The sequence below is a fragment of the Streptomyces sp. NBC_01450 genome, assembly GCF_036227505.1.
Lineage (GTDB): Bacteria > Actinomycetota > Actinomycetes > Streptomycetales > Streptomycetaceae > Streptomyces.
In genome coordinates this window covers 548,167-570,400 of record NZ_CP109480.1, presented here as the reverse complement: position 1 = coordinate 570,400, position 22,234 = coordinate 548,167, and the positions used below count along the sequence as shown (strand labels likewise).

At 70.1% G+C, this 22,234-nt stretch carries 18 protein-coding genes and 1 pseudogene; 7 read left to right on the top strand and 12 right to left on the bottom strand.

The window, feature by feature from the left end:
• Nucleotides 1-63: 63 nt before the first annotated feature.
• Nucleotides 64-480, top strand: coding sequence for a hypothetical protein (locus tag OG568_RS02630; RefSeq protein ID WP_329530087.1), 417 nt, complete (start codon nucleotides 64-66; stop codon nucleotides 478-480).
• A gap of 286 nt (nucleotides 481-766) precedes the next feature.
• Here OG568_RS02630 and OG568_RS02625 read toward each other — a convergent pair whose 3' ends face one another.
• Together OG568_RS02625 and OG568_RS02620 are read right to left on the bottom strand one after the other, a co-directional pair.
• The gene (locus OG568_RS02625; RefSeq protein WP_266424177.1) at nucleotides 767-943 is read right to left on the bottom strand and encodes a CsbD family protein; all 177 of its coding nucleotides are present in this window, start codon (nucleotides 941-943) and stop codon (nucleotides 767-769) included.
• Between the two features lie 146 nt (nucleotides 944-1,089).
• Nucleotides 1,090-1,728, bottom strand: a complete 639-nt coding sequence (locus tag OG568_RS02620) for an NUDIX hydrolase (RefSeq protein ID WP_329530086.1) — start codon at nucleotides 1,726-1,728, stop codon at nucleotides 1,090-1,092.
• A gap of 679 nt (nucleotides 1,729-2,407) precedes the next feature.
• On the opposite strand from OG568_RS02620, the gene OG568_RS02615 reads away from it, so the two are divergent.
• The gene (locus OG568_RS02615; protein ID WP_266424172.1) at nucleotides 2,408-3,688 is read left to right on the top strand and encodes an MFS transporter; all 1,281 of its coding nucleotides are present in this window, start codon (nucleotides 2,408-2,410) and stop codon (nucleotides 3,686-3,688) included.
• A 151-nt stretch (nucleotides 3,689-3,839) separates the two neighbouring features.
• Nucleotides 3,840-5,237 carry a cytochrome P450 gene (locus OG568_RS02610; RefSeq protein ID WP_329536245.1) on the top strand — a complete coding sequence of 466 codons (1,398 nt, stop codon included), beginning with the start codon at nucleotides 3,840-3,842 and terminating at the stop codon, nucleotides 5,235-5,237.
• Nucleotides 5,238-5,343: 106 nt separating this feature from the next.
• Here OG568_RS02610 and OG568_RS02605 read toward each other — a convergent pair whose 3' ends face one another.
• Both OG568_RS02605 and OG568_RS02600 read right to left on the bottom strand, forming a co-directional pair.
• Nucleotides 5,344-6,258: an endonuclease/exonuclease/phosphatase family protein gene (locus OG568_RS02605; protein ID WP_329530085.1), complete on the bottom strand. Its 915-nt coding sequence runs from the start codon at nucleotides 6,256-6,258 to the stop codon at nucleotides 5,344-5,346.
• Nucleotides 6,259-6,465: 207 nt separating this feature from the next.
• Nucleotides 6,466-6,984 (bottom strand): nitroreductase family protein, encoded by a 519-nt coding sequence (locus OG568_RS02600; RefSeq protein ID WP_329530084.1) that lies wholly within the window; start codon nucleotides 6,982-6,984, stop codon nucleotides 6,466-6,468.
• Between the two features lie 614 nt (nucleotides 6,985-7,598).
• Here OG568_RS02600 and OG568_RS02595 point away from each other — a divergent pair.
• Nucleotides 7,599-9,869: a M4 family metallopeptidase gene (locus tag OG568_RS02595; RefSeq protein WP_329530083.1), complete on the top strand. Its 2,271-nt coding sequence runs from the start codon at nucleotides 7,599-7,601 to the stop codon at nucleotides 9,867-9,869.
• 82 nt (nucleotides 9,870-9,951) lie between these two features.
• Here the strand turns inward: OG568_RS02595 and OG568_RS02590 are convergent, their stop codons facing one another.
• The gene (locus OG568_RS02590) at nucleotides 9,952-11,067 is read right to left on the bottom strand and encodes a PP2C family protein-serine/threonine phosphatase (protein WP_329530082.1); all 1,116 of its coding nucleotides are present in this window, start codon (nucleotides 11,065-11,067) and stop codon (nucleotides 9,952-9,954) included.
• A 95-nt stretch (nucleotides 11,068-11,162) separates the two neighbouring features.
• Between OG568_RS02590 and OG568_RS02585 the strand changes: the two genes are divergently transcribed.
• Nucleotides 11,163-11,513 (top strand): hypothetical protein, encoded by a 351-nt coding sequence (locus OG568_RS02585; RefSeq protein WP_329530081.1) that lies wholly within the window; start codon nucleotides 11,163-11,165, stop codon nucleotides 11,511-11,513.
• Nucleotides 11,514-11,821: 308 nt separating this feature from the next.
• Here the strand turns inward: OG568_RS02585 and OG568_RS02580 are convergent.
• From OG568_RS02580 to OG568_RS02550, 7 genes and pseudogenes are all read right to left on the bottom strand, one after another.
• Nucleotides 11,822-13,272: pseudogene (locus OG568_RS02580) on the bottom strand (amidase).
• 217 nt (nucleotides 13,273-13,489) lie between these two features.
• Complete coding sequence (locus OG568_RS02575) at nucleotides 13,490-14,161, bottom strand: formylglycine-generating enzyme family protein (protein ID WP_329530080.1); 672 nt, start codon at nucleotides 14,159-14,161, stop codon at nucleotides 13,490-13,492.
• Nucleotides 14,162-14,186: 25 nt separating this feature from the next.
• Nucleotides 14,187-14,375, bottom strand: coding sequence for a hypothetical protein (locus OG568_RS02570; RefSeq protein ID WP_329530079.1), 189 nt, complete (start codon nucleotides 14,373-14,375; stop codon nucleotides 14,187-14,189).
• 27 nt (nucleotides 14,376-14,402) lie between these two features.
• Complete coding sequence (locus OG568_RS02565) at nucleotides 14,403-15,137, bottom strand: dienelactone hydrolase family protein (protein WP_329530078.1); 735 nt, start codon at nucleotides 15,135-15,137, stop codon at nucleotides 14,403-14,405.
• 470 nt (nucleotides 15,138-15,607) lie between these two features.
• Entirely contained in the window at nucleotides 15,608-16,147 is a 540-nt protein-coding gene (locus OG568_RS02560) for a hypothetical protein (protein WP_329530077.1), read from the bottom strand.
• An 833-nt stretch (nucleotides 16,148-16,980) separates the two neighbouring features.
• Nucleotides 16,981-18,042 carry a threonine aldolase family protein gene (locus tag OG568_RS02555; protein ID WP_329530076.1) on the bottom strand — a complete coding sequence of 354 codons (1,062 nt, stop codon included), beginning with the start codon at nucleotides 18,040-18,042 and terminating at the stop codon, nucleotides 16,981-16,983.
• An 18-nt stretch (nucleotides 18,043-18,060) separates the two neighbouring features.
• Nucleotides 18,061-18,636 (bottom strand): helix-turn-helix domain-containing protein, encoded by a 576-nt coding sequence (locus OG568_RS02550; protein ID WP_266589777.1) that lies wholly within the window; start codon nucleotides 18,634-18,636, stop codon nucleotides 18,061-18,063.
• Between the two features lie 276 nt (nucleotides 18,637-18,912).
• On the opposite strand from OG568_RS02550, the gene OG568_RS02545 reads away from it, so the two are divergent.
• Nucleotides 18,913-19,521, top strand: a complete 609-nt coding sequence (locus OG568_RS02545) for a DJ-1/PfpI family protein (protein WP_329530075.1) — start codon at nucleotides 18,913-18,915, stop codon at nucleotides 19,519-19,521.
• Between the two features lie 563 nt (nucleotides 19,522-20,084).
• The gene (fusA, locus tag OG568_RS02540) at nucleotides 20,085-22,184 is read left to right on the top strand and encodes an elongation factor G (RefSeq protein WP_329530074.1); all 2,100 of its coding nucleotides are present in this window, start codon (nucleotides 20,085-20,087) and stop codon (nucleotides 22,182-22,184) included.
• Nucleotides 22,185-22,234: the final 50 nt, after the last annotated feature.

Below are 22,234 nucleotides of genomic sequence, written 5' to 3'. Positions count from 1 at the left end.
CCGCACGCGGTTCGGCCCCGCACCGCCGGTGCCGGGCACGACCAGGAGACGTGAGAGGACATCATGAACAGCACCGCGCACGACACTTCGTCATCCGTCGACCCGACCGATCGGCGGGCCTCTTCCCCGGAGCTGGTGCAGGTCGTCCTGGACACCTGCTCCGTCGCGGACGCGGACACCGTGTTGCGCGTCCTGGGTACGCGCTTCGCTCCGGAGAGCGGCGACGAGGCGCCACGGCACGACAGCACCGCCCCGTCCGACACCTGGACCGGAGCCTTCCTCGTCGGGCGCGACGCGCGCGACGCGGCGCTCCCGCCGGAAAGCTCCCTGGACGGCTCCGTCACCGTGGAGCTCCAGGGCGGCCCCGTGGCGGTGGACCGGCTGCGGGAGACCCTCACGTCGGCCTTCGACGTCCAGGTGTCCGGATCCGCCTCCGGCGACCAGGAGGTCGATCTACGGCTTCGGCTGACGAACGCGTAGGGCTCCCTGAGCCACGCGACTCAACGGGGCGTGTGGCAGGGCGGAGCAGGCCCGCCACGCGCCGATCCGGCGGACGCGAGCGGGAGGTGACGTCCCCGGCACGGTCGCCCGGCGGCCCCGGTCGCCAGGGCGGCCCCGGCCGGGAGGCCGGAACGCCGCTCATCGCCGTGCGCGGACCGAGCGGCATGGTTCGTACACCCACGGCGCTGAGGACCGTGCCCCAGGGCGCTGACGCTCCTGCCCCAGGGCGCCGACGACCGTATCCGGGACGTTCGGACCGTCATCCTCAGTGCTTGGTCCGATGGCGGATCTGGCCCGCGGCCCTTTCGGTCATCTCCTGGGCCTTGCCGCGCAGCTGCTCGCCGCGGCCCGCCCTCTGCATGGATTTGTCGCCCAGGGCCTTGCCGAGGGTCTCCCTCATCTTGCCCCTGAGCTGCTTCGTTCTCGCGTTGCCCTTCATCATCACGGTCGCTTTCCTCTCGAGGCCGCCGACGAGTTCGGTGCGGCGACATGCCTTTCTTCACCGTGTGGCCCGGAGGTGGACACCGCAAACCGGAGGGTGCGATTTCACCGTTCGGGTCCGCTTCTGCCGGTTCGCCGCGGAAGAGCTCATCGCGCTGCCCTCACATACCGGCGCACCACGTCCGGCAGGTAATCCACGTACCGGCCGAGCCCGGTCACCTGCGCCGCGGAGCGCACGCTCGTGAGCCGGTCCAGCTCCGGGCCGGGCCCCTGCGCGGCGGACGAGGCCACCAGGGCCGCGTGGCTCTCGCGTACGAGGGCCACCGGCAGGCGAGGCGCGAGGAAGTGGACACCGACGTTCCCGGTGTTGCCCCGGGTGACGCCCCACAGGGTCAGGTCCTCGGGTTCCACATCGATTCCGGTCTCCTCGGCCAGTTCCCGGGCGGCGTGCCGCCCCAGCGCGGACAGATCGAGGGTGGCACCCGCCTCCGGCGGCTCGGCCACCCCGCCCGGCAACTGCCAGCGGCCGGGAGCCGACGTGGTTGCCGACTCCCGGCCCACGACCAGTTCCCCGTCGTCCGTCGGCTGCAGGACCGTCACGAACACGGACCCGGGCGTCCACCCGTTGACGCCCCGGATCCCGCGAAGCGCCCGATAGCGGTACGTCGCCCTCGCCCACGAGAGGACCAGCTCCCGCTCCTGCCGTTCCCACCCCATGCAGGCAACCATCGGCCCGTCGAAGAGATACGGATTCACGGACACCGCCTCCTCCCAGGCGCGGTCCATGGCAAGCCGTTCCTCGGGCGACACCCATGGGGCCCCACGTTTCGACCAGACGAAGGCGGCCGACGTCCATGAGCCGCACACCGGATGAGGACAACGGTTCGGTCACCGGCCCATGCTGACACGTCGGTACCTCCCCTGCGGCCGCCGCGATCGACCGGCGTGACGCCGGTTCGGCGGGGCGCCACCGCATCCGGTCGACCGGGATCCGGCGCTCCTCTTGCACGGCCCCCGAGTTGCTGATGTCATATTCAGTCGCAGGCCGGTGACTTTGGCCGATTACCCTTTCGGGTGATCCCAAAGTATCGGCTACCTTGTGGCTGCACAGATGTTGATGCCTAAACAAGGCTTGCGTCGATGCCCCTTCCCCGGTCTCGGTCGTGTCGATTCATCCCGCATGCCCGTTTCCCGACTCGCCTTCATTCCGAGCGGAGTTCGCGTGACCCGACATCGCGCCATGGCGTGGACGAACAGTCCTCTCTGCACCGGTCCTGGTGGCGAGGCGGTCCGTACAACCCCGTAGGTGCTCCGGCGATGTCGAGCCGACCGCCGCCGGGACGCCGCACCGTGGACGGCGGGGCGGCTCCCAAACTCGATGACTGTCGTGCACCTGCCTGCCTGAGGGCTGTCTGAGCCCGCCGGGCGTTCCCCATCACAGCTGAGTGAAAGCCCCCCAAACTCCGTGACCATTCAACTGTACGAGGGCCGACCGGCCGGTCGGCATGCCGCCGTACCTCCCGGCAGCCTGCTCCGCCGGGTCTACGCACCGCGGGCCTTCGACGCGCTCGCCTTCTCCATGTCGACGTACGCCATGCCGCTCCTGGTGCTGGCCACGACCGAATCCGCCTCGCTGACCGGGCTGGCCTTCGCGCTGGAGTGGCTGCCGCGGGTGGCGGCCTTCGGCCTGGCCGGTGATCTCGTCGACCGGCGGGGGGCCGCCATCGTGTTCTTCCTCGCCTCCTCGGCGCGCGCGGTCCTCGTGGCGGGCGGGAGCGTCGCGCTGACGATGCTGGAGCGGGGGACGGCGGAGACACTCGTCGTGATGGCGCTGGCCGCCGCGACCGGCACCCTGACGCAGTTCAGCTTCATCGCCAACGAAGCAGTGGGCGCGATCGTCAGCCGCCGCGCGGACACCCAGGCACACAAGGTTCAGGCCATCCTGATCGGCATCGACCAGACGGCGACGCTCACCGGACCCGCGCTCGGCGGCGTCCTGCTGCTGGCCGGGCCGGCCCACATGCTCGCCGTTCTGAGCGTGCTGTCGTGTCTGGCGGCGGCCCTCGCCCTGCAGACCCCGCCGACCCCCCTGCGCGGCTCCCAGCCCGGCACCACACAGCGGGGAGTGGGCCTCAGAACGGGCTGGCGGACGCTGCGTTCACTGCCCGCGCTCGGTTGGCTGGTGGGCGGCCTGACCGTCTCCAACCTCGCACTCGGGCTGCTCCAGTCCGCCAGCCCGATCATCGTCGTCGAGCGCTTCGGTCTCTCCCCCGCGGCCGTCGGCACCCTCTGGTCGGTGGCCGCGGCCTCCACGCTCCTGACGGTCACGGTCTGCCGCTTCGCGCTCAACCGGTTGGGCCTGTGGGGAGTCGGCGTGGTGTGCTCCACCGTCGCGTCCGCGGCCTGTCTCGCCCTGGCCCACGCGCCCACGTACACCGCGTACGTCGTCCTCATGGCGCTGTTCATGGCGGGCGACGGCGGCCTGACCGTCGTCCTGCGCACCCTGCGCTCACTCCTCATCCCGGCCGCGGTCTTCGGCAGCACCCTCTCCCTGACCATCCTGCTTCTGCTGCTGCCCTTCCCGCTCGCGGGCATCGTGGTCGCCCTCACCTCACCGTGGGCCCTCGACTACGTCATCGCCGTGTGCGCCGCGCTGCAGGCCGTCGCCCTCGGACTCGCCTTCCTGCGACTGCGCACCGATCCGGTCCTGCGCACCCCGGGCAAACCAGCGCAGGTCACGGCCTGAACCAAGTGGCGCCCCGCGGCGGCCCGTTCACGCGGCCTGGGGTAAGGTCTGCCACCGGTTCGTAGCCACTGAGGGGCTACGAACCGGCGCCGGGGCGGGGAATGTCGGAGGACTGCGAACGGTGGAATCCCACGTGGGGGACGGCGGATCCATGGACGTGGACGACACGCGGCTGGAGGCGATGAGCGCGCAGCCGCTGATGACCCGGGACTACGAGACGCGCCCCGCGCTCGTGTACGAGCGGCTGAGGCAGCGTCACGGCCCGGTCGCGCCGGTCGACCTGCTGGGTGTCCCCGCGTGGTTGGTCCTGGGATACCGCGAGTCGCTCCAGGTCCTCCAGGACGACGACGCGTGGCCGAAGGGCCTGGAGAACTGGCGGGCCCGGTCGGAGGGCAGGGTTCCCGCCGACTGGCCGCTCGGCCCCTCCCTGGAGGTGAACCATGTGCTGATCCAGGGCGGTCCCGGCTATCAGCCGCTGCGTACGGCCTGGGACGCGGCGCTCAAGCCCTTCCAGGACCCGCGCCATCCCCAGACGAAGCGGCTGAAGACGGCCGTCACGGCCCACGCCGACGAACTGATCACCCTGTTGGGCCAGGGCGGCGGCACGGGCGTGGCCGACCTGTCGGCGCAGTTCGCGCGACCGCTGCCGCTGATGGTGGCAAGCCATCTGCTCGGCTTCCCCGGCTCACAGGGTGACGACGCGCTGATGGACATGTGGCGGGTGCTCGACGCGGGGCCGGACGCGGAACCCGCCCTGGAACGCCTGCTGGAGACCCTGGTGGAGCTGGCGGCGGCCAAGCGGACACGGCCGGGCGACGACTTCCCCTCCTACCTGCTGGCCGCCCACCCCGACCTCTCCCTCGACGCGCTTGCCCGTGAGCTGTTCATGCTGCTCGGCATGACGTCCGACCACGTCGGCATCCTGATCTCCAACACCGTGGTCGAGGTCATCGCGGGGGAGGGCGGCGCGCGGGCCAGCCTGTCCGCCGGGATGGTCAGGGAGACCATGAACCGGGTCGTCATGCGCAAGCCGCCGCTGGTGAACTTCGTACCGAGGTTCGCGGCGAAGGACACTCCCCTCGGCAACTACACCATCCGCGAAGGCGATCCGGTGTGGGTGTCCTCCGCCGCCGCGCACGCCGATCCCGTCTTCGCCGACCACGTGGTGGCCAACACGACGATCAGCACCCGGGCGCATCTCGCGTGGGGCGCGGGCCGGCGCCAGTGCCCGGCGCGCGAGCTGGCGTCGACGGTCGCGGCGGCGGGTGTGAGCCGGCTGTTCGAGCGCTTCTCCCACCTGGAACTCGCCCTCCCGGTGGACCAACTGCCCTGGCGCTCCTCCCCGTTCATGCGCGGACTGCGATCGCTGCCCGTACGGTACGAACTCGCCTCGCCGGTCGCCCTGTTGGCACCGGAAGGGCAGGAACGGGCCGCGGAGCCAGAATCCGACAAACCCGACACACCCGGGACGGTGGCGACGAACCAGGCCGTCCAGCGCCGCTCGTCGCTCTGGCGCTACCTGACGGGCCTGATACGGACGGGCCGTTGAGGCCGACTGCGCGCCGCTCCCGCGAGACCGCGATACTGTCCCGTTCGGCCCTGGCCGACCTCATGACCCGCGCCGTACTCGGCACGGCGGGCCGAACGGACGAGGTTCAAAGGGACAGTTCCAGCACGAGCGGGCGATGGTCCGAGATCCCCGTCACCGGTGTGCGCGCTCCGCTCGCCGCGCTCACGCCGACGCCGGTCGCGAGCACATGGTCGAACTGCACGACCGGACGGTGCGCGGGATAGGTCGGGACGCGGGCCAGATCCCGCCAACCGCGGGGCGACGGTGCGGTGCGGGCCTTGCGGGGCGCGTCGAGTACGGCCCTGGGCAGGACACCGACCAGGTTGAAGTCGCCCAGCAGGACATGAGGTGAGGGCAGGTCGGCGATCCAGCCGCGGACCGCGAGGAGCTGCCGGATGTTCCATCCCGGTACGAACGACAGATGCACCGCCACCGCCGTGAACGGACCGCCCGGTCCCTCCAGTACGGCGGCCAGCGCGGCGCGCGGCTGGTCCCGAACCATGGTGAGCCCGGGTCGCCCGGCCATTCTCAGGGGCATACCGAGGGGTGCCGGGGCCAACCGCCGGGCCCGCCACTCCCGTACCGGCAACCGGGAGAGCAAAGCGATTCCGTGCGAGGGGACATCCGTGGCCGAAGTCGCGTCCCGTGGGCCGTACACCCGCAACCCCGGCTCGGCCGGGTCGAGGACCCATCCCCGGTGCGGTGTGGAACGGGCGTGGAACGCGCTCGCGTAGCGCCAGTGCCTCAGTCCCGCCGCGTCGGCGGCGACCGACGCCTGGTCGACCCCGCCCGAGCGCTCCTGGAGGCGGTCCAGTTCCTGCAACGCCAGGACATCGGCGCCCAGGGACTGGACAGCTCGGGCGAGCGGATCGCCTGCCGGGTTCGGGGCGGGGGAGAAGGGCCTGCCGTTCGGCAGCGGTCGGCCGTGCAGCACGTTGAACGTCGCGAACCGCACCGGTCGACGGCGCGCACCCTGGTCCCGCCGATTCCGCTGATTCATGGTCAGGCCTGGCTTCCCGTACCGGGCCGGTCCGTGTCCTGGCGCGCCCGGGGCCCCGCCCACTGTACCCATGGAAGCGATGAACCAGCCGGCAAAGGGGTGGCAACCCGCGCTCGGGTCATGTCCGATGACGGGACGCGGGGTGTCGAGAGAGCAGGTCGGTCATGAGCATCACCGCCAACCCGGCGAACCCGCCCGGTCACAGTGCTACTCCGACAGCGACCAGGGGGCGGAACGCAGGTCGGCGACGCTGCGTCGGTCGCGGCTCGCCGACGGCTCTTCGGCGGCCTTTCCGAGCGCGATCATGGAGACGATCACCCATCCCGGGTCCGGGCACAGTTCTTTGGTGAGGCCTTCCAGGTCGAAGGCCCGGAACTGGTGGGCGTCCAGTCCCATCGCCTGGCCCTGGACGGTCAGGTGGGCGACGGCCTGCCCGAGGTCGTAGTCCGCGAACTCGGAGTAGAGCAGCCGCGTGTCGCCGACGTAGCGGCGCGCCAGCGTGACGACGAGGAGGCCTGCGTCCGTCGCCCACCGGGCCGAGCTGGGCGCGAGATGGCGCACCACCCTTTCGTGCTCCCGCTCACCGGGCCGGCTCGTGAAGAACCCCCATGGCTGGGAGTTCCCCGCGGACGGTGCCCACCGCGCGGCTTCCAGCAGCAAGTCGAGGGAGTGGTCGTCGACGGCGGCCGACGGGTCGAACTTGTAAGGGCTGAACCGTCCCGCCAAGAGGGGATGGAGGCCGGCGAGTGGTTCCGGATCACGTTGCACGCCCGGGTACAACTGACCATCGTACGGGCGTATTCCAAGGCCGGGACGCCAGCCGGTCGGGCGCGTTCGGAGGAGGGCACAGCGCTCTTGCGGGAGGGCACTCTGACGCGCGGCCCCGCCGAACGTGCTCTGTCCGCCTGTGACGTGGTCACGGACGATGTGGCCCTTCCCCTGGGATGCCGACCGGCCCGCGCCGCCTGATCGACCCACCCGGCGGACCTTCGCGCCGTTCGTCACCCGTGTCACCCGCGTCACCCGTGCCCCCCTGACCGTCCGGCCTCGGCCGAAAAGCGCCCTGAGCCGGGGTGAACATCCAGCAATCAATAGCCAATTTCAGCCGTTGCTTTGTCATCTCCATGACAAGACTGTGCATGCGATGTCAGTCTGCTCTTGAACGTTCACCGTTCCTTCACACCCCCCACCTGTCGCGCGCCGCCGAGTTCCGTCACACCCCTCGTGGGCCACCTCGTGCAGCGCCCTTCCCTGCTCAGCGCGTCGCCAGCCGGCCACACCCTGTCGGCCCGCTCTCTCGGCCTCGACCACGGGCCGATCGTCGCCAGAAGGAGAAGCCCTTGCTCCCGCCCCACCGCCCCTCGCACCGACGCAGATACACCGCGGCGTTGGCGCTCACCGCCGCCGGCACGCTGCTCGCTGCCGGTTTCCACACCGGCGTCGCGTCCGCCGCTCCCCTCGACCGCGGCCACGCGAAGATCGTCGCCACTCCCCGGGCCGGTGCCGCCCCGGCGAAGCTGTCTCCCGCCGCGCACGCCGCGCTGCTCAAGAGCGCGACCGCCGCGGTCGGTGACACCGCGAAGATCCTCGATCTCGGCTCCAAGGAGAAGCTGATCGTCAAGGACGTCGCGAAGGACGCCGACGGCACCACGCACACCCGCTACGAGCGCACCTACGCCGGTCTGCCGGTGCTCGGCGGCGACCTCGTCGTACACGTCAAGAACGGTCTCTCCACCGTGTCCGAGGCGAGCAAGGCCGATCTCAAGGTGGCGACCACGACCGCCCGCGTCACCTCCTCGACCGCCGCCCACAAGGCACTCGCGGTCGCGAAGAAGGCCGACGCCACGCGTCCCGCGGTCGACGGCGCTCCCCGGCTCGTCGTCTGGGCCGCCGGAGCCGAGCCGGTACTGGCCTGGGAGTCGGTGGTCGGCGGCACCCAGGACGACGGCACGCCGAGCGAGCTCCACGTCATCACCGACGCCACCTCGGGCAAGGCCCTGTTCGACTTCCAGGCGGTGCGCACCGGCACGGGCACGGGCCAGTACGCCGGATCGGTTCCGCTCAGCACCACGCCGTCCGGCTCCACGTACCAGCTCGTGGACGGCGACCGCGCGGGTCACCGCACCTACGACCTGAACCAGGGCACCTCGGGCACCGGCACCCTCTTCACGGATGACAACGATGTCTGGGGCGACGGTACCCAGAGCAACCGGCAGACGGCCGGCGTGGACGTCGCCTTCGGCGCCGCGGCCACCTGGGACTACTACAAGGACGTCTTCGGCCGCAACGGCATCCGCAACGACGGCGTGGCCGCCTACAGCCGCGCCCACTACGGCAACAGCTACGTCAACGCCTTCTGGTCCGACAGCTGCTTCTGCATGACGTACGGGGACGGTGCGAGCAACGCGCACCCGCTGACCGCCCTGGACGTCGCCGCACACGAGATGAGCCACGGCGTGACCGCCGCCACGGCGGGTCTCACCTACTCGGGCGAGTCCGGTGGCCTCAACGAGGCGACCTCGGACATCTTCGCCGCCGCGGTGGAGTTCCATGCCAACCTGGCCGCCGACGTCCCCGACTACCTGGTCGGCGAGAAGATCGACATCAACGGCAACGGCACCCCGCTGCGCTACATGGACAAGCCCTCCAAGGACGGGGCGTCCCGCGACAACTGGGACTCCTCACTGGGCGGCCTCGACGTCCACTACTCCTCCGGACCGGCCAACCACTTCTTCTACCTGCTCTCCGAGGGCAGCGGCGCCAAGACCGTCAACGGGGTCTCCTACGACAGCCCGACCTACGACGGTGTACCGGTGACCGGCATCGGCATCGAGAACGCCCAGCGGGTCTGGTACCGGGCCCTGACCACCTACATGACCTCCAGCACCAACTACGCCGGGGCCCGCACCGCGACCCTCCAGGCCGCGGCCGACCTCTTCGGCGCGTACAGCGACACCTACCTCGCCGTCGCCGCCGCCTGGGCCGGGATCCACGTCGGTGACCGGATCGCGCTGGGCGTCAACGTGGCCCCGATCGACGACCAGACCAGTGGCGTCGGCCAGCAGGTCTCCCTGCAGACCAGCGCCTACACCACCAACTCCGGCGCCGGCCTGACCTACGCGGCCACCGGCCTGCCGGACGGTCTGACGATCAGCGACACCGGCCTGATCTCCGGGGTTCCGACCACCACCGGAAGCAGCGACGTGACCCTGACGGTCACCGACAGTACGGGAGCGTCGGTCTCGGTGAGCTTCACCTGGCGCGTGGCGAACATCTTCGCCAACAGCACGAGGGTGGACATCCCCGACGCCGGAGCCGCGGTCGAGTCGCCGATCACCATCACCGGCCAGTCCGGCAACGCCTCGGCCACCACTCAGGTCTACGTCAAGATCATCCACACCTACCGCGGTGACCTGACGGTCTCCCTGGTCGGCCCCGACGGCACCGTGTACCCGCTGCTGAACCACAGTGGCGGCAGCGCCGACAACGTCGACCAGACCTTCACCGTCGACGCCTCCGCGCAACCCGTGACCGGCACCTGGAAACTGAGGGTCCAGGACACCGCCGCGATCGACGTCGGCTACATCCAGCAGTGGCAGCTCACCCCCTGACCGCTCCGCCCTCCGGCCTCGCCCGCCCGGCCCGCCCCGCGCGGTCCGGGCGGGCGAGCGCCCTCACCGCTCTGGGCCCGGCCTAGGTGTCCTCACCCCGCTCACCCTGGACATCAGGTGTGAGCACCAGCATCGTGACGTCGTCGCGCACCGCGGTGCAGAACCGTAGGAGGTCCTCCCAGACGCGGTCGGTGAGGTCGGCCGGTCCCTCCTGGGCCAACGTGGTCAGGCGCTCGGCCAGGGGATAGAAGGCGCCCGTCCCGTCCCGGCTCTCGGTTATTCCGTCGGACCCCAGGAACAGCCGGTCGCCGCGCTCCAGCCGGATCGTGCAGATCTTCGGCGGGGAGATCTCGAAGAACCCGAGGCCGAGGGGGGCACCCGGTTCGAGAACGAGCTCGACGGCCTTCGCGTCGCGCAGCAGAAACGCATGCGGGTGTCCGCAGGAGGTCAGGCGCACCGCGTCCGCGTCGGCCGAGAACTCGAGCAGCAGGGCGGTCGCGAACAGCTCCGCGTGTGCGGTCTGGGCCGAGTCCACGATGAGTCGGCGATCGAGGCGGGCCGCGGCCGACTTCAGGTCGCGCTCGTCGAGCACGGTCTCGCGGAAGGCCCCGAGGAGCGAGGCGACGGTCGAGACGGCCGACAGCCCGTGCCCCTGCACATCCCCCATCACCGCCCGTACGCCGTACGGGCCGGCTCGTACGTCGAAGAAGTCGCCGCCCACCAGCGTCTCGCGCTGCGCCGCCCGGTAGAGCGCCGCGCAGTGCACCGGGCCGACGCGTTCGGGAAGCGGCGGCAGCACGGCGAGCTGGGCGGCCTCCGCGACGGTACGCACCGTGACCAGGTGGGCGTCGCGCCGGCTGCGCACCAGGGACACGACGACGCTCAGGATCGCGACGAACGTGATGGTGAGCAGGTCGGTGTTGCCGGGATGGTTGAGCTGGAGCGGCGGTACATACAGGAGCACGATGATGACGGCGCCGAAGACGGCCGTAGCCACCGGCCCGTAGGAGAGCACGGCCAGCGACGGGATGGCGCCCAGCAGGAAGCCGATGTCCAAGGGGTGCGGACTCACGAGTTCGGCGACGCAGACCGCCACCAGCAGGGCCGGCGGCAGCACCCGTACCCAGGGCGGTGGCGGTGCTCCGCGCAGCCAGCCTCGGTCCTCCCGGCCTCGGTCCCGCTGGTCGGCCGTGCCCATAGCACTCCTTCCTACCCCACCACGCTCCTCCTTCCGGTTGCCGGGCGCATCACGGAGTCCCCCCACGGAAAAGGGGGAGATCGGTCGACCCGGACGTGGTCGCCGCCGAGATCGACGAACTGGATCCGGAGACGACCACGGACGCGACCCCGGAGGAGGCCGCCGCGCGCAAGATGGAAATCCGGCTGGTCGACGACGAAGCGCACCTGATCCTGCGGGACCCGACAACGGTCACGGTCGCCAAGAAGGTCACCGAGCTGTCCGGTGGCCCGGTCCAGGGCGTCGGGCCGGTCGCCGGAATGTTCGTCCCGCTCCGGCGGTCGACCAACCAGCTGCTGCAGATCCAGCGCATGCCGGAACCGGAACCCGAAGACGAGTGCGGATCCGCCGCGAGCAACGCGGCCAAGGTCGTGCGCGCGGTGCTCGCGCCGCGGCTCCGCCGGTGAACCGGCTGATCAGCGGGCCGGAAACGGTCGGTGGGACGGGCGAGGACGGGGCCGTGTTGAGCGACGACGCGCTGGCGCCGTTCTCGTCGGCGACCAGGGCGTGGTTCGCATGCGCGTTCGCCGCGCCCGCCGAGGCGCAGCGCGCCGCCTGGCAGGCCGTCGCCGCCGAACGTCACGCTGCTCGGCGACGACCTCCTGTCGTGTGGTGGGAGGCGGGTGACATCCGCGTGCCGGGCGGCGACTGTGCGCACTCGGAGGATCTCGTCGTGATCCGTACCTCGTCCTCGACGGACACCCGGTGGTACGCCCTACTTCGGTGTCTGGAAGCCGCCGATCTTCTGCTCGAGCAGTTCGGCCAGCCGCAGCGGGGTGCGGTCCTCGAACATCGGACCGATGAGCTGCACTCCCACCGGCAGACCCTCGGGGGACCGGCCCGCCGGTATGGCGGTGGCGGGCAGGCCGGGCATGGTGGGCAGACCGGCCCAGACGAGCTGGTCGAAGTACGGGTACCCGACGCCGTCGACGTCGATCCGGCGTTCCAGCGGATTGGGGTTGTGGTCGTGCGGGAACGCGGGAGTCGGCGTGATGGGACACCCACGGCGTCGAACTCGGCGAAGAGCTGCCGCCAGCTGTGGCGGTGGAGTTCGCGACGGCTGTTCGCCTCGATCCAGTCGCGGTGGCTGAACACCATGCTACGCAGCCGCGTCGCGTCGAGGCTCTGGTCGTCTGCGCTCAGTCCGGCGGCGCGGGTCCGCAGCTGCTCGTACGCTTCGATGGGAAAACGCGCAACGGAGCTCGAAAACAGCAACTGCGTGTAGAGCGTCGCGGCTTCGGTCAGATCGGGCAGCAGCGGAGTGTGCCGTTCGACGCGGGCGCCGCCGTCGACAAGGGCGTCGGCCACCCGGTTCACGCCCGCCCGCACAGCGGACCCGGTCGGAATGAGCGGATGCTCGTCGACGACCAGGACCTGGAAGTCGCCGAGCCGCTCGTGGCGCGCGGGCGGCAGCGTCAAGTCGTGCGCCTTGCCGAGCGTCAGCGGGTCCGGTCCGGCCATGACGTCGAGCAGGAGCGTGAGGTCGCGGGCAGTGCGCGCCATCGGACCGACGACGGCGAGGTCGAGGTCGACCGGCAATGGCGGTGCCGGCGGCGCGACCATGCCGCGGGTCGCCGCCAGTCCGAGTGTCGGCTTGTGCGCATAGATGCCGCAGAAATGCGCGGGGGTGCGCAGCGAACCGGCGAGGTCGGAGCCGATGGACAGCGCGCAGAATCCGGACGCCAGGGCCGCCGCTGATCCGCCGGAGGATCCGCCCGGCGTGCGATCGTGATCCCACGGATTGTTAGTGGTGCCGTAGATCTCGTTGAAGCTCTGGATATCTTGCAGCCCCAAGGGCACATTGGTCTTACCCAGCACCACCGCGCCCGCGGCCTTGAGCCGCGACACCTGTACCGCGTCCTCGGCCGGCACATGGTCCCGGTGTTGCGGCATGCCCCAGGTCGTGGGCAGCCCAGCCATGTTGTAGGACTCTTTGACCGTCACCGGAATGCCGAGCAGCGGCCCGTCCTCACCGCGGGCGCGCGCCTGGTCGGCGCCGCGCGCGGCGGCCCGTGCACGGTCGAAGTCCGGTACACAGATCGAGTTGATCGCCTTGTCGTCCCGCTTTATACGGGCGATCGCGGCGTCGGTCAGTTCCGCCGAGGTCACTTCACCGGCACGTAAGGCAGCCGCGAGTGTTTCGGCCGTCTGAAAATTCCACTCCATGAATCCGACCGTATCGGCCACTGGAAGAGGCCATAAAATGCCGCTTCGCACAACGGGTCGGATGCCGTCAGTCGCCGCAGACGCCTGTGACCTGGGTGGACTGGAGTGGCTGAGACAGCCGTCGAAGCGGCGTGGTTGTCCCCTGTGCCGGAAAGAGTGCGCCGTCCGTTGGCGGTGGCGGCGGACGTCACGTTCGACGACGCGCGGAAACCGGTCGTCACACGTTGGAGCGCGCGATGCGGAACCCTACGTCGTCGACCTGGAATGTCGGGTGGCTGCGGCGCCGCGCGGAGGCCCGGCAACTCCAGTGCTCATCGAACCAGCCACCGCCGCGGAGCACCCGGTAGGTGCCGTAGACCTCGGCGTCGTAGACGTCCCAGCACCAGTCCCAGACGTTGCCGAGCATGTCGTAAAGACCCCACGGGTTGGGGTGTTTGCCGCCCACGGCGTGGACGCGCTCGTGCGAGTTGCCGCGGTACCAGGCGATCTCGTCGAGCGGCGCGTACCGCGGCCCGGTCGTACCGGCACGGCAGGCGTGCTCCCACTCGGCTTCGGTCGGCAGCCGGTACCCGTCGGCGGATGCGTCCCACTCGATGCCTTCGCTGTCGGCAGGGAGGTGGTAGGCGGGCGTGAACCCGTCGCGCAGGGACAGGGAATTGCAGAACCGTGCCGCGTCCCACCAGGAAACGGACTCGACGGGCAACTGGTCCCCGTGGGCGGTACTCGGCCGCCGACCGGTGATCTGTGCGTACAACGCCTGGGTGACCGGGAATGCCGCGAGCTGGTAGGGCGCAAGCTCGACCGACCAACTGCGTTGCGTCCGCCGGTCCGACAGCGTTACCTGCCCCGGCGGGATGGCGACCATCTCGTTTCCCGCGATCACGTCCATGACCAAGAGATCCTACCGAGACGTGTCAGTTCGCCATGGCGAGGTCGGACCAGGACGCCCCGGCGGCGACGGCGAGCCATTGCGCCGCGCCAGCCGAGAGCTCCCGGACGAAGTCGGCCTGGTCGTCGGCCGTCCGGCATTCGGTGGCCGGGCGGGCCGGCCAGGCCGACATCGGTGTGGCCCGCCGAGCCGTCTGCTGGTCGCGGCCGTGCACTTCAGGTTTGGTTTCCGAGCCGGAGCCTCAACTGTTGGTCAGTGTGCGCTCGAGGAGGGGGAGCAGGCGGTCCCAGTGGCGCTGCAGTCCGGCGGGGTCGAAGGCGTCGGTGTCGGACATGGTGAACCCGTGGACGGTGCCGGGGTAGATCTCGGAGGTGTAGTCGACCTTCGCGGCGTCGAGGGCCCGGTTGAGCTCGCTCAGGGCCTCGGGCGTCAGGTCGCCTTCGGCGTGGCCGAAGTGGACCTGGGCGGTGATCTCGGCGAGGGTGTCGGGCCCGTCCGCGCCCACGGGACCGTGGAATGCGGCGACGGCGGCCACCTGGCCGGGGTGGGCCGCGGCGGTGCGCATCGCCAGGAGGCCGCCTATGCAGTAGCCGGTCACCGCGACCGGTCCGGCGGCGACCTCGGGCTGGGTGGTGAGGAAACCGAGGTAGGCGTGGGCGTCACGCCGTACGCGTTCGGCGGTGTGCGCCTCGATCAACGGCATCAGCTGAGCCATGAGCGCGGGCCGGACCTCTGCTCCGATGTGCTCGGGAAGTTCGATCAGCGGTGCCGGGCCGTGCCGGTAGAAGAGGTTGGGGACGAGTACGTAGTACCCGTGCCCGGCCAGTTCGCGGGCCATCTCCCGCAGCACAGGCCGGATGCCGAAGCCGTCCGCGTACATCAGCACCCCTGGGTGCGGCTCGCCGTGGCCGGGGAAGGCCGCGAAGGCGTCGGCCTGGCCGTCCGTGGTGGGAATCCGCAGCGTCTTGGTGGGCATGAACTCTCCTGTCGTGGTTGATGTGTCGAGCCTGTGATCAACACGACGGAGGCGGAGCCCGCGCAGCAACGCGAGTTCCTCGACCGAACAGCGGGCCCGCACCGGCCCGTACGGCGCTCAGAAGAGCACCGGGTCACCAATCTGTGTGTGGCGCAATGCCGTCCCGGTATTCATGGCCGCGCAGTGTAGCCCGCCGGGCGGAAGCCGACGCCGGCACCCCGGTTCGACAAGCTCGCCGTCCGCGGGATCCGGTAGCGGCTCCACGCGGCGAGCGTGAGGGCGCATGACCATGCTCCGCCTGTGACGGCGACACTGCTTCATGATGTCGGTGAAGCGGGCGTCGTTGCCGTCGAGGCTGAGCGTCACCAGGGTGGCGTTCTGGAGGGTGGTGTTCTGGTCGAGTGGTGCGACCGGGATTCCACGCCGTGAGACAGCATGGAATCCCGGGTTTGCGGCTCGTGCGGTGCTGCCTAGTTGCAGTTCGTCGAGTCTCGAACAGCGTTGACGAGGTAGGTGCTTGAGCTTGAGCTGTTCTTCATCAGTGCGGTGACCGTGCCGCAACCGCCGTGGGTGCGGTAGACGGGTCCTGCGTACTCGCTGAAGGTGCCCTCGTCACTCGCACAGCCCTCTGCCGTGTAGTTCGAACAGAGCTTGACCTTCATCCACTTCGCGCCACTCGTGTTGTTGTCGAAGATGGCACACGTAGGAGCGTCATTGCTCGCGGGGTTGGATCCCTTGACGTAGGTGAACAGGGTCCCCAGGCGCGAGGCGTCGGGCAACTGCTCGGCTCTGTAGAGGTTGTACCCCGTACCGCAGACAGTCGCAGCCGCTACGACTGCGACGGGATTCTCCGCTGCGAACGACCTGGCGTTGTCGTCGGCCTTGGTCGAAATGCTGGGAACCGGCCGGTCGGCTGCCGCGACCTGCGGAGCGGTCAGGCCGAGTATGCCCAGGGTGGCTGCCGCCGCTGAAAACGCGATTTTCGCTGCGTGCTGGCTTCGTACGGTCATGAGATCCCCCTCTGGAAATCATTGAACTAGCCGCCCAAGAAATTCTAGAAACGCGGATGGGCGAAGCGAATAACAGCGGTGAGAGCCAATCAGATCGTCTCTCCCGCTGTCTACGTGGATTTCCGCGAGAAAACGGATGCTGTTGTTCCGCTGTGACTCTGAGCGCGTGGATCTTCCTCTCTCGAGGGGAAGAACCGGGCGATCGTCCGGTTTCCCAGTTACCCGTAGTCCCGACCCCGAGGTGAGTCGAGTGGCGCACGTCACGCTATGGGCGAAGCTGTCGAACTGGTCTGTTTTTGGCCATTGGCCGAAGGTTGACTGGAGTCCGCCACCACTGATGTCAGGGCAGGGGTTGAGTCGCGGAGGGGCGGCGACACCTGCGGATTCGTGATCACGGTCCGAGTGTCGGCGGACGTTGGTTCGCCGACACTCCGGAAGTGGCCATTGGCGCCACGGTGCGGCGCTTTGTGGGGCGGGATGTCACCGCTCCACCGGTGAGTTCCCGAGCGCGACGTCGCCCGCTATTTCGCGGATTTCTTCATGCTTGACCCACTTCTTCTTTCGCGGCTTGGGGGGATCTTGAAGTGGTCGATGGAACCCGCTTGCCTGTTTCATCGCCATCAATGCCCAGGTCGAATGATGCAAAAGCGTCCAAGGGAGACCCTTTCGCCTCGACGACGTGTCCGAAACATAAGCGCAGCCGCCACCGCCGCGGAGTTGCACCGTGCTCGGGGAGGGCGCGCGACTTTCGGAATCTGACACAAGGTCGCGTACCGCTGCGATCGAGTGCTCCACTGGCCGGCCGGATCCGGCACCGCGTCCCCCGCCGCCGGTCAGTGGGTGTGGCGGCGGACCGCGTCGAGGAGCTGGTCGATGTCGTCGGCGTTGTGGGAGAAGGCGGTGACGAACCGTACGATCCCCGGCTCCCAGCGGTCGTGGTAGAAGGCGTAACCCTCGGCGAGGAGTCCTTCGGTGACCTGCTGGGGCAGGCGGCAGAAGAGGATGTTGGCCTGCGGCGTGGCCAGCAGGCCGGCGCCGGGGATGGCCTTGAGGCCGTCGCCGAGCCGGGTGGCCATCGCGTTGGCCCGGCGGGCGTTGTGCAACCACAGGCCGTCGGTGAGGTACGCGTCGATCTGGGCCGCGTGGAAGCGCATCTTGGAGGCGAGCTGACCGGCGCGCTTGACGCGGAAGGCGAGCTCGGTGGCGAGTGCGGGGTCGAAGGAGACGATGGCGTCGGCGGTCATCGCGCCGTTCTTGGTGGCGCCGAAGGACAGGACGTCGATGCCGGCCTTCCAGGTCATCTCGGCCGGGCTGGCGCCGAGATGGTCCAGGGCGTTGGCGAAGCGCGCGCCGTCCATGTGGACGCGCAGTCCTGCGTCCTTGGCGATGGCGGACAGGCGGCGGATCTCCTCCAGGGTGTAGACGCTGCCGCTCTCGGTGGCCTGGCTGATACTCACCGCGGACGGCTGCACGCTGTGCACGTCACCGGTCCGGCGGCCCACCGCCACCCGCAACGCTTCGGGGTCGATCTTGCTGTCGGGGCCTGGGAGGCCGACGAGCTTGGCGCCGCTTGTGAAGAACTCCGGAGCGCCGCATTCGTCGTGGTTGATGTGGCTGTCGGGGTGCGAGAGCACGCTGCCCCACGGCGGGGTGAGGGCGGCCAGGCTCAGGCCGTTGGCGGCGGACCCGGTGGAGACCGGGAAGACATCGACGTCCCGCTCGAAGATCTCGCTGAGCCTGCGGCGGGCGCTGTCGGTGAAGGGGTCGTTGCCGTACGGCAGGACCTGCCCGGCGGCCGCGTCGACGACGGCCTGGGCTATCTGCGGGGATGCCCCGGCCATGTTGTCGCTGATGAAGGCACGGCTGGAGGGGGTGATGGCGGGGGTGGTGCTCATGAGGGGTCTTCCTTGGTCTCAGGTGCTGATGGGGGAGGCGAAGACGACGGTGATGTCCACTTCCTCGGCGCCGGTGCGGTAGAAGTGCGGGGCGTCCCCGGCGAAGGCGAGCATGTCGCCGGGACCCAGGTCCTGTGGGGCGTCGACGGGACCGGCGGTGACGTGCCCCGTGGCGATGAGTAGGTGCTCGATCGTGCCGGTGGCATGCGGGACGCCGGCCAGCTCCGTCTCGGCCGGGATGCGCAGCCGCCAGATCTCCAGACTGTTGCCGCTGCTGATACGGCGCAGCAGTTCCCGGGAGACCTCACCGGGTTCGACGTCCGTGCCCGGCCGGAAGACCGGCCCGGTGTCGGCGTCACGCGCCAGCAGGTCGGCGATCGGGATGCGCAGGGCGATCGCGATCGCGTCCAGGGTGTCGATCGTCGGATTGCCGTTGCCGGCCTCCAGCTGAGACAGGGTGGCCTTGCTCAGCCCGGCGCGGCGGGCCATCTCCGCGGCGCTCATGCCCCGCTGCTGGCGGCGCAGACGGATCTTCGCGCCGACCGCGGCTGCGGTACTGCTCACTGGCTGGCGGCCGGAGGGCGGGGGCGTCATCAGGGGCTCCTGTGCGGTGTAGGACGGGTTCACACTCCTCGATTGAGTGAACCATGCGTTCACTATACCGAACGATACAAGGTGGTGAACCTGACGTTCGTTATAGTGAACGACATCGATCCTGATCGTGGCATCAAGAGCCGTAGTTCGAAATTCAGGCGCACAGTTCGAAACGCGGCGCGCCGGTAGGCATGCCACCAACCACACTTTGGCTCTCGCCCCGGAGCCGCGCGCCAGGGAGACTGCAGATCCGATGCCGTACGTGAAGGAGTTGTGATGCAGGTAGCCGTGGTCACCTTTGACGGGTTCAACGAGCTCGACAGCTTCATCGCGTCCGCGCTGATCAACCGGTGCCGTAAGGACGGCTTGGAAGCCTTCATCACGACGCCGACGCCGGTCGTCGCGTCGATGAACGGCGTCGAGGTGACCGGGCAGCGCCCGATGGAGTTCGTGACCGAGGCCGACGTCGTGCTGATCGGCAGTGGGGTGAAGGCGCGCGACGTGGTGGCCGACGACCGGCTGATCTCCAGGCTGCGGCTCGACCCATCACGACAGCTGATCGGTTCACAGTGCTCCGGCGCACTGGTGCTCGCCCGGCTCGGGTTGCTGCATGGCATGCCGGTTTGCACGGACATGAAGAGCCGGCCCTTCGTCGAAGCCTGCGACGTCACCGTGCTGGACGCGCCGTTCCACGCCGAGGGGAACATCGCTACCGCGGGCGGCTGCCTGGCATCCCAGTATCTCGCCACGTGGGTGATCACCCGGATGCTAGGGGAGGACGCCGCGCGCGACGTCATCGGCTACGTGGCTCCGGTCGGCGAAAACCAGGAGACCGTCGAGCGCGCCATGCGTGCCGTCCGCGCGGGCGAGGCCGCACTGCGCTGACGCGTCGCGGTGAGGCGCACTGCGGGAGCATCGGGGTCGTGACCGGGTACGTACGGCTGGTGCCGGACCGAACCAGGCGCTGGCCGGACGTAGCCACGTTGAAAGGCATGACCTCGCGGTGGGCCGCACCGCAGGAACGGAACTCTTAACTCCGCGACCGGGCGCGGCGCGCGGAGCGATATTCCGGTGCGCCGACCGGTTGGCGCTCCCTACACTCACCTCACATCGCGCGCTCACCGCACCTGCGGAACATCACGGCGCGCGTTCTGACGAGTGAGGGGAGCCGGGCCGTGCGTCACCGCACCGCTGTCGTTGTTCCCCCGTCGCGGTACGAGGTGATCCTCGTGTCTTCGGGGCCCCGGTGCCGGCTGCGCGGCCGCCACCGGTTGTCCGTGACGAACATCTGACCTCCCGCCGCCCGTCACCGGGCCGATCGGCTCCGTACGTCCCGATGGGGATGTGGGGTGGCCAGAGGTCCCCGCACGGCCTGTGGCACGTCCGCGGGCCGCTTCGTCCGGTAGATCGCGCCGCCCCATCCGGATCATTCCGAAAGGCCATGGGCCGTGCGTACCGACCTGCACCGTCACCTCGACACCCCGCTCGCCGCCGTCCGCAACCTGGGCATCCTCGCCCACGTCGACGCCGGGAAGACCACCCTCACCGAGCGGATCCTGTATCTCACCGGGACCACCCACAAGCGGGGTGAGGTCCATGACGGCACCACCGTCACCGACTTCGACCCCCAGGAACGCGATCGTGGCATCACCATCTTCGCCGCGGCCGTGAGCTGTGCCTGGGACGCGCACCGGATCAACCTGATCGACACCCCGGGCCACGTCGACTTCTCCGACGAGGTGGCCCGCTCCCTGCGGGTGCTCGACGGCGCCGTTGCGGTGTTCGACGCCGTCGCCGGAGTCGAGCCTCAGAGCGAGTCGGTGTGGCGCCAGGCGGACCGGTACGGCGTGCCGCGGATCGCCTTCGTCAACAAGCTGGACCGCATCGGCGCCGACCTCGACACCGCGGTCGAGTCGATCCGGGAGCGGCTGCATCCGGCCCCGCTGGTCGTCCAGTTGCCGATCGGATCGGAGGCCGGGTTCACCGGGGTGGTGGATCTCCTGCGCATGCGGTCACTGGTCTGGCCCGAGGGCCGCGACGCGGTCGAGGAAGGTCCGGTGCCCGAGGCGCTGAGGGACACGGCGGAAGGGCGCCGCCGACAGTTGGAGGAAGCGGTGGCGGAACTCCACCCCGGCGCGCTCGAGGAGTTCTGCGCGCGAGGGACCCTTCGCGCGCGGACCCTGGCCGCCGCGCTGCGCGACCTGACCCGTTCCGGCGACGGTGTGGTGGTGCTGTGCGGCTCGGCCTACCGCAATCGCGGGATCGAGCCGCTGCTCGATGCCGTCGTGGCCTACTTGCCGTCGCCGTGCGACGTGCCCGCGGTACGGGGCACCCGGGACGGCACGGAACAGGAGCGGCCGGCCGACCCGGCGGCACCGTTCGCGGCCCTGGTGTTCAAGGTGAACGCGACCGCCACGGGGCGGCTGACGTACCTGCGTGTCTATTCGGGAACGGTCGGGAAGGGAGAGACGGTGTGGGACTCGGGCACGGGGCGCGTCGAGCGGATCGGCCGGATCCTGCGGGTCCAGGCCGACCGCCACGCCCCACTGGAGCAGGCGGTGGCAGGGGACATCGTCGCGGTGGTCGGGCTGAAGTCGGCCCGCGCCGGGTCGACCCTGTGCGCTCCCGGGGCTCCGTTGGTTCTCGAACCGCCCGCCGTCGCCGATCCGGTCGTCTCGGTGGCCGTCGAGGCCGTCGGCAGCGCTGACACGGACCTGTTGGTGTCGGCACTGACACGGCTGGTCGAGGAGGACCCCTCGCTGGTCGTCCGCACCGACCCCGAGACCGGCCAGATGGTTCTGTCGGGCATGGGCGAACTGCACCTGGAGGTGGCGGTGGAGAAGATCCGACGCGCCCACGGGCTGGACGTCCGGGCCGGCCGGCCGAGGGTGGCCTACCGGGAGACGGTCGCCCGGGGAGTGTCGGGGCTGGTCCACCGGCACGTCAAACAGGACGGCGGCGCCGGTGAGTTCGCCCACGTCGTACTCGATGTGGAGCCGCTGGAGGATGTACCGGGCGACGGCGCCGCGGACGCGACGCGCTTCGAGTTCCGCTCGACCGTCGTCGGCGGACGGGTGCCACAGGAGTACGTCCGGGCGCTGGAGGCCGGGTGTCGCGACGCGCTGGCCGACGGGCCGCTCGGCGGACACCCGGTCACCGGGGTGCGTGTAGTCCTCACCGATGGAGCGACCCATCCCAAGGACTCATCGGAGCGGGCCTTCCGGACGGCCGGCCGGTTCGCACTGCGGGAGGCGCTGCGCGCGTGCGCGATGGTTCTCCTGGAACCGGTGGCGGACGTCACGGTCACCGTGCCGGACGACGCCGTGGGCGGAGTCCTCAGCGACCTCGCGGCGCGACGCGGGCAGGTCTCGGGCTCCGTCGCGCGGGCGGGCGCCGTGGTGATCACCGCGACCGTGCCGCTGGTCGAGCTGTTCGGTTACGCGACCCGGCTGCGCGGCCGCACCCGGGGCCGGGGAGTCTTCACCGCCCGGCCCGCCGGGTACGCCCCGGCGCCGAGCACGGCGTCGACCGGGGCTTCGGCCCGTTGACGCACAGGACGGTCCCACCCGACTTCGGGCGGGACCGTCCCACACCCGCC

Coding starts and splice junctions, on each gene's coding strand:
- OG568_RS02605 (WP_329530085.1), bottom strand. CDS start 6,258: ATGAATCAGCGGAATCGGCGGGACCAGGGTGCGCGCCGTCGACCGGTG.
- OG568_RS02555 (WP_329530076.1), bottom strand. CDS start 18,042: ATGAGCACCACCCCCGCCATCACCCCCTCCAGCCGTGCCTTCATCAGC.
- OG568_RS02630 (WP_329530087.1), top strand. CDS start 64: ATGAACAGCACCGCGCACGACACTTCGTCATCCGTCGACCCGACCGAT.
- OG568_RS02565 (WP_329530078.1), bottom strand. CDS start 15,137: ATGCCCACCAAGACGCTGCGGATTCCCACCACGGACGGCCAGGCCGAC.
- OG568_RS02620 (WP_329530086.1), bottom strand. CDS start 1,728: ATGGACCGCGCCTGGGAGGAGGCGGTGTCCGTGAATCCGTATCTCTTC.
- OG568_RS02590 (WP_329530082.1), bottom strand. CDS start 11,067: ATGGGCACGGCCGACCAGCGGGACCGAGGCCGGGAGGACCGAGGCTGG.
- OG568_RS02550 (WP_266589777.1), bottom strand. CDS start 18,636: ATGACGCCCCCGCCCTCCGGCCGCCAGCCAGTGAGCAGTACCGCAGCC.
- OG568_RS02575 (WP_329530080.1), bottom strand. CDS start 14,161: ATGGACGTGATCGCGGGAAACGAGATGGTCGCCATCCCGCCGGGGCAG.
- OG568_RS02610 (WP_329536245.1), top strand. CDS start 3,840: ATGGACGTGGACGACACGCGGCTGGAGGCGATGAGCGCGCAGCCGCTG.
- OG568_RS02560 (WP_329530077.1), bottom strand. CDS start 16,147: ATGACCGTACGAAGCCAGCACGCAGCGAAAATCGCGTTTTCAGCGGCG.
- OG568_RS02625 (WP_266424177.1), bottom strand. CDS start 943: ATGATGAAGGGCAACGCGAGAACGAAGCAGCTCAGGGGCAAGATGAGG.
- OG568_RS02545 (WP_329530075.1), top strand. CDS start 18,913: ATGCAGGTAGCCGTGGTCACCTTTGACGGGTTCAACGAGCTCGACAGC.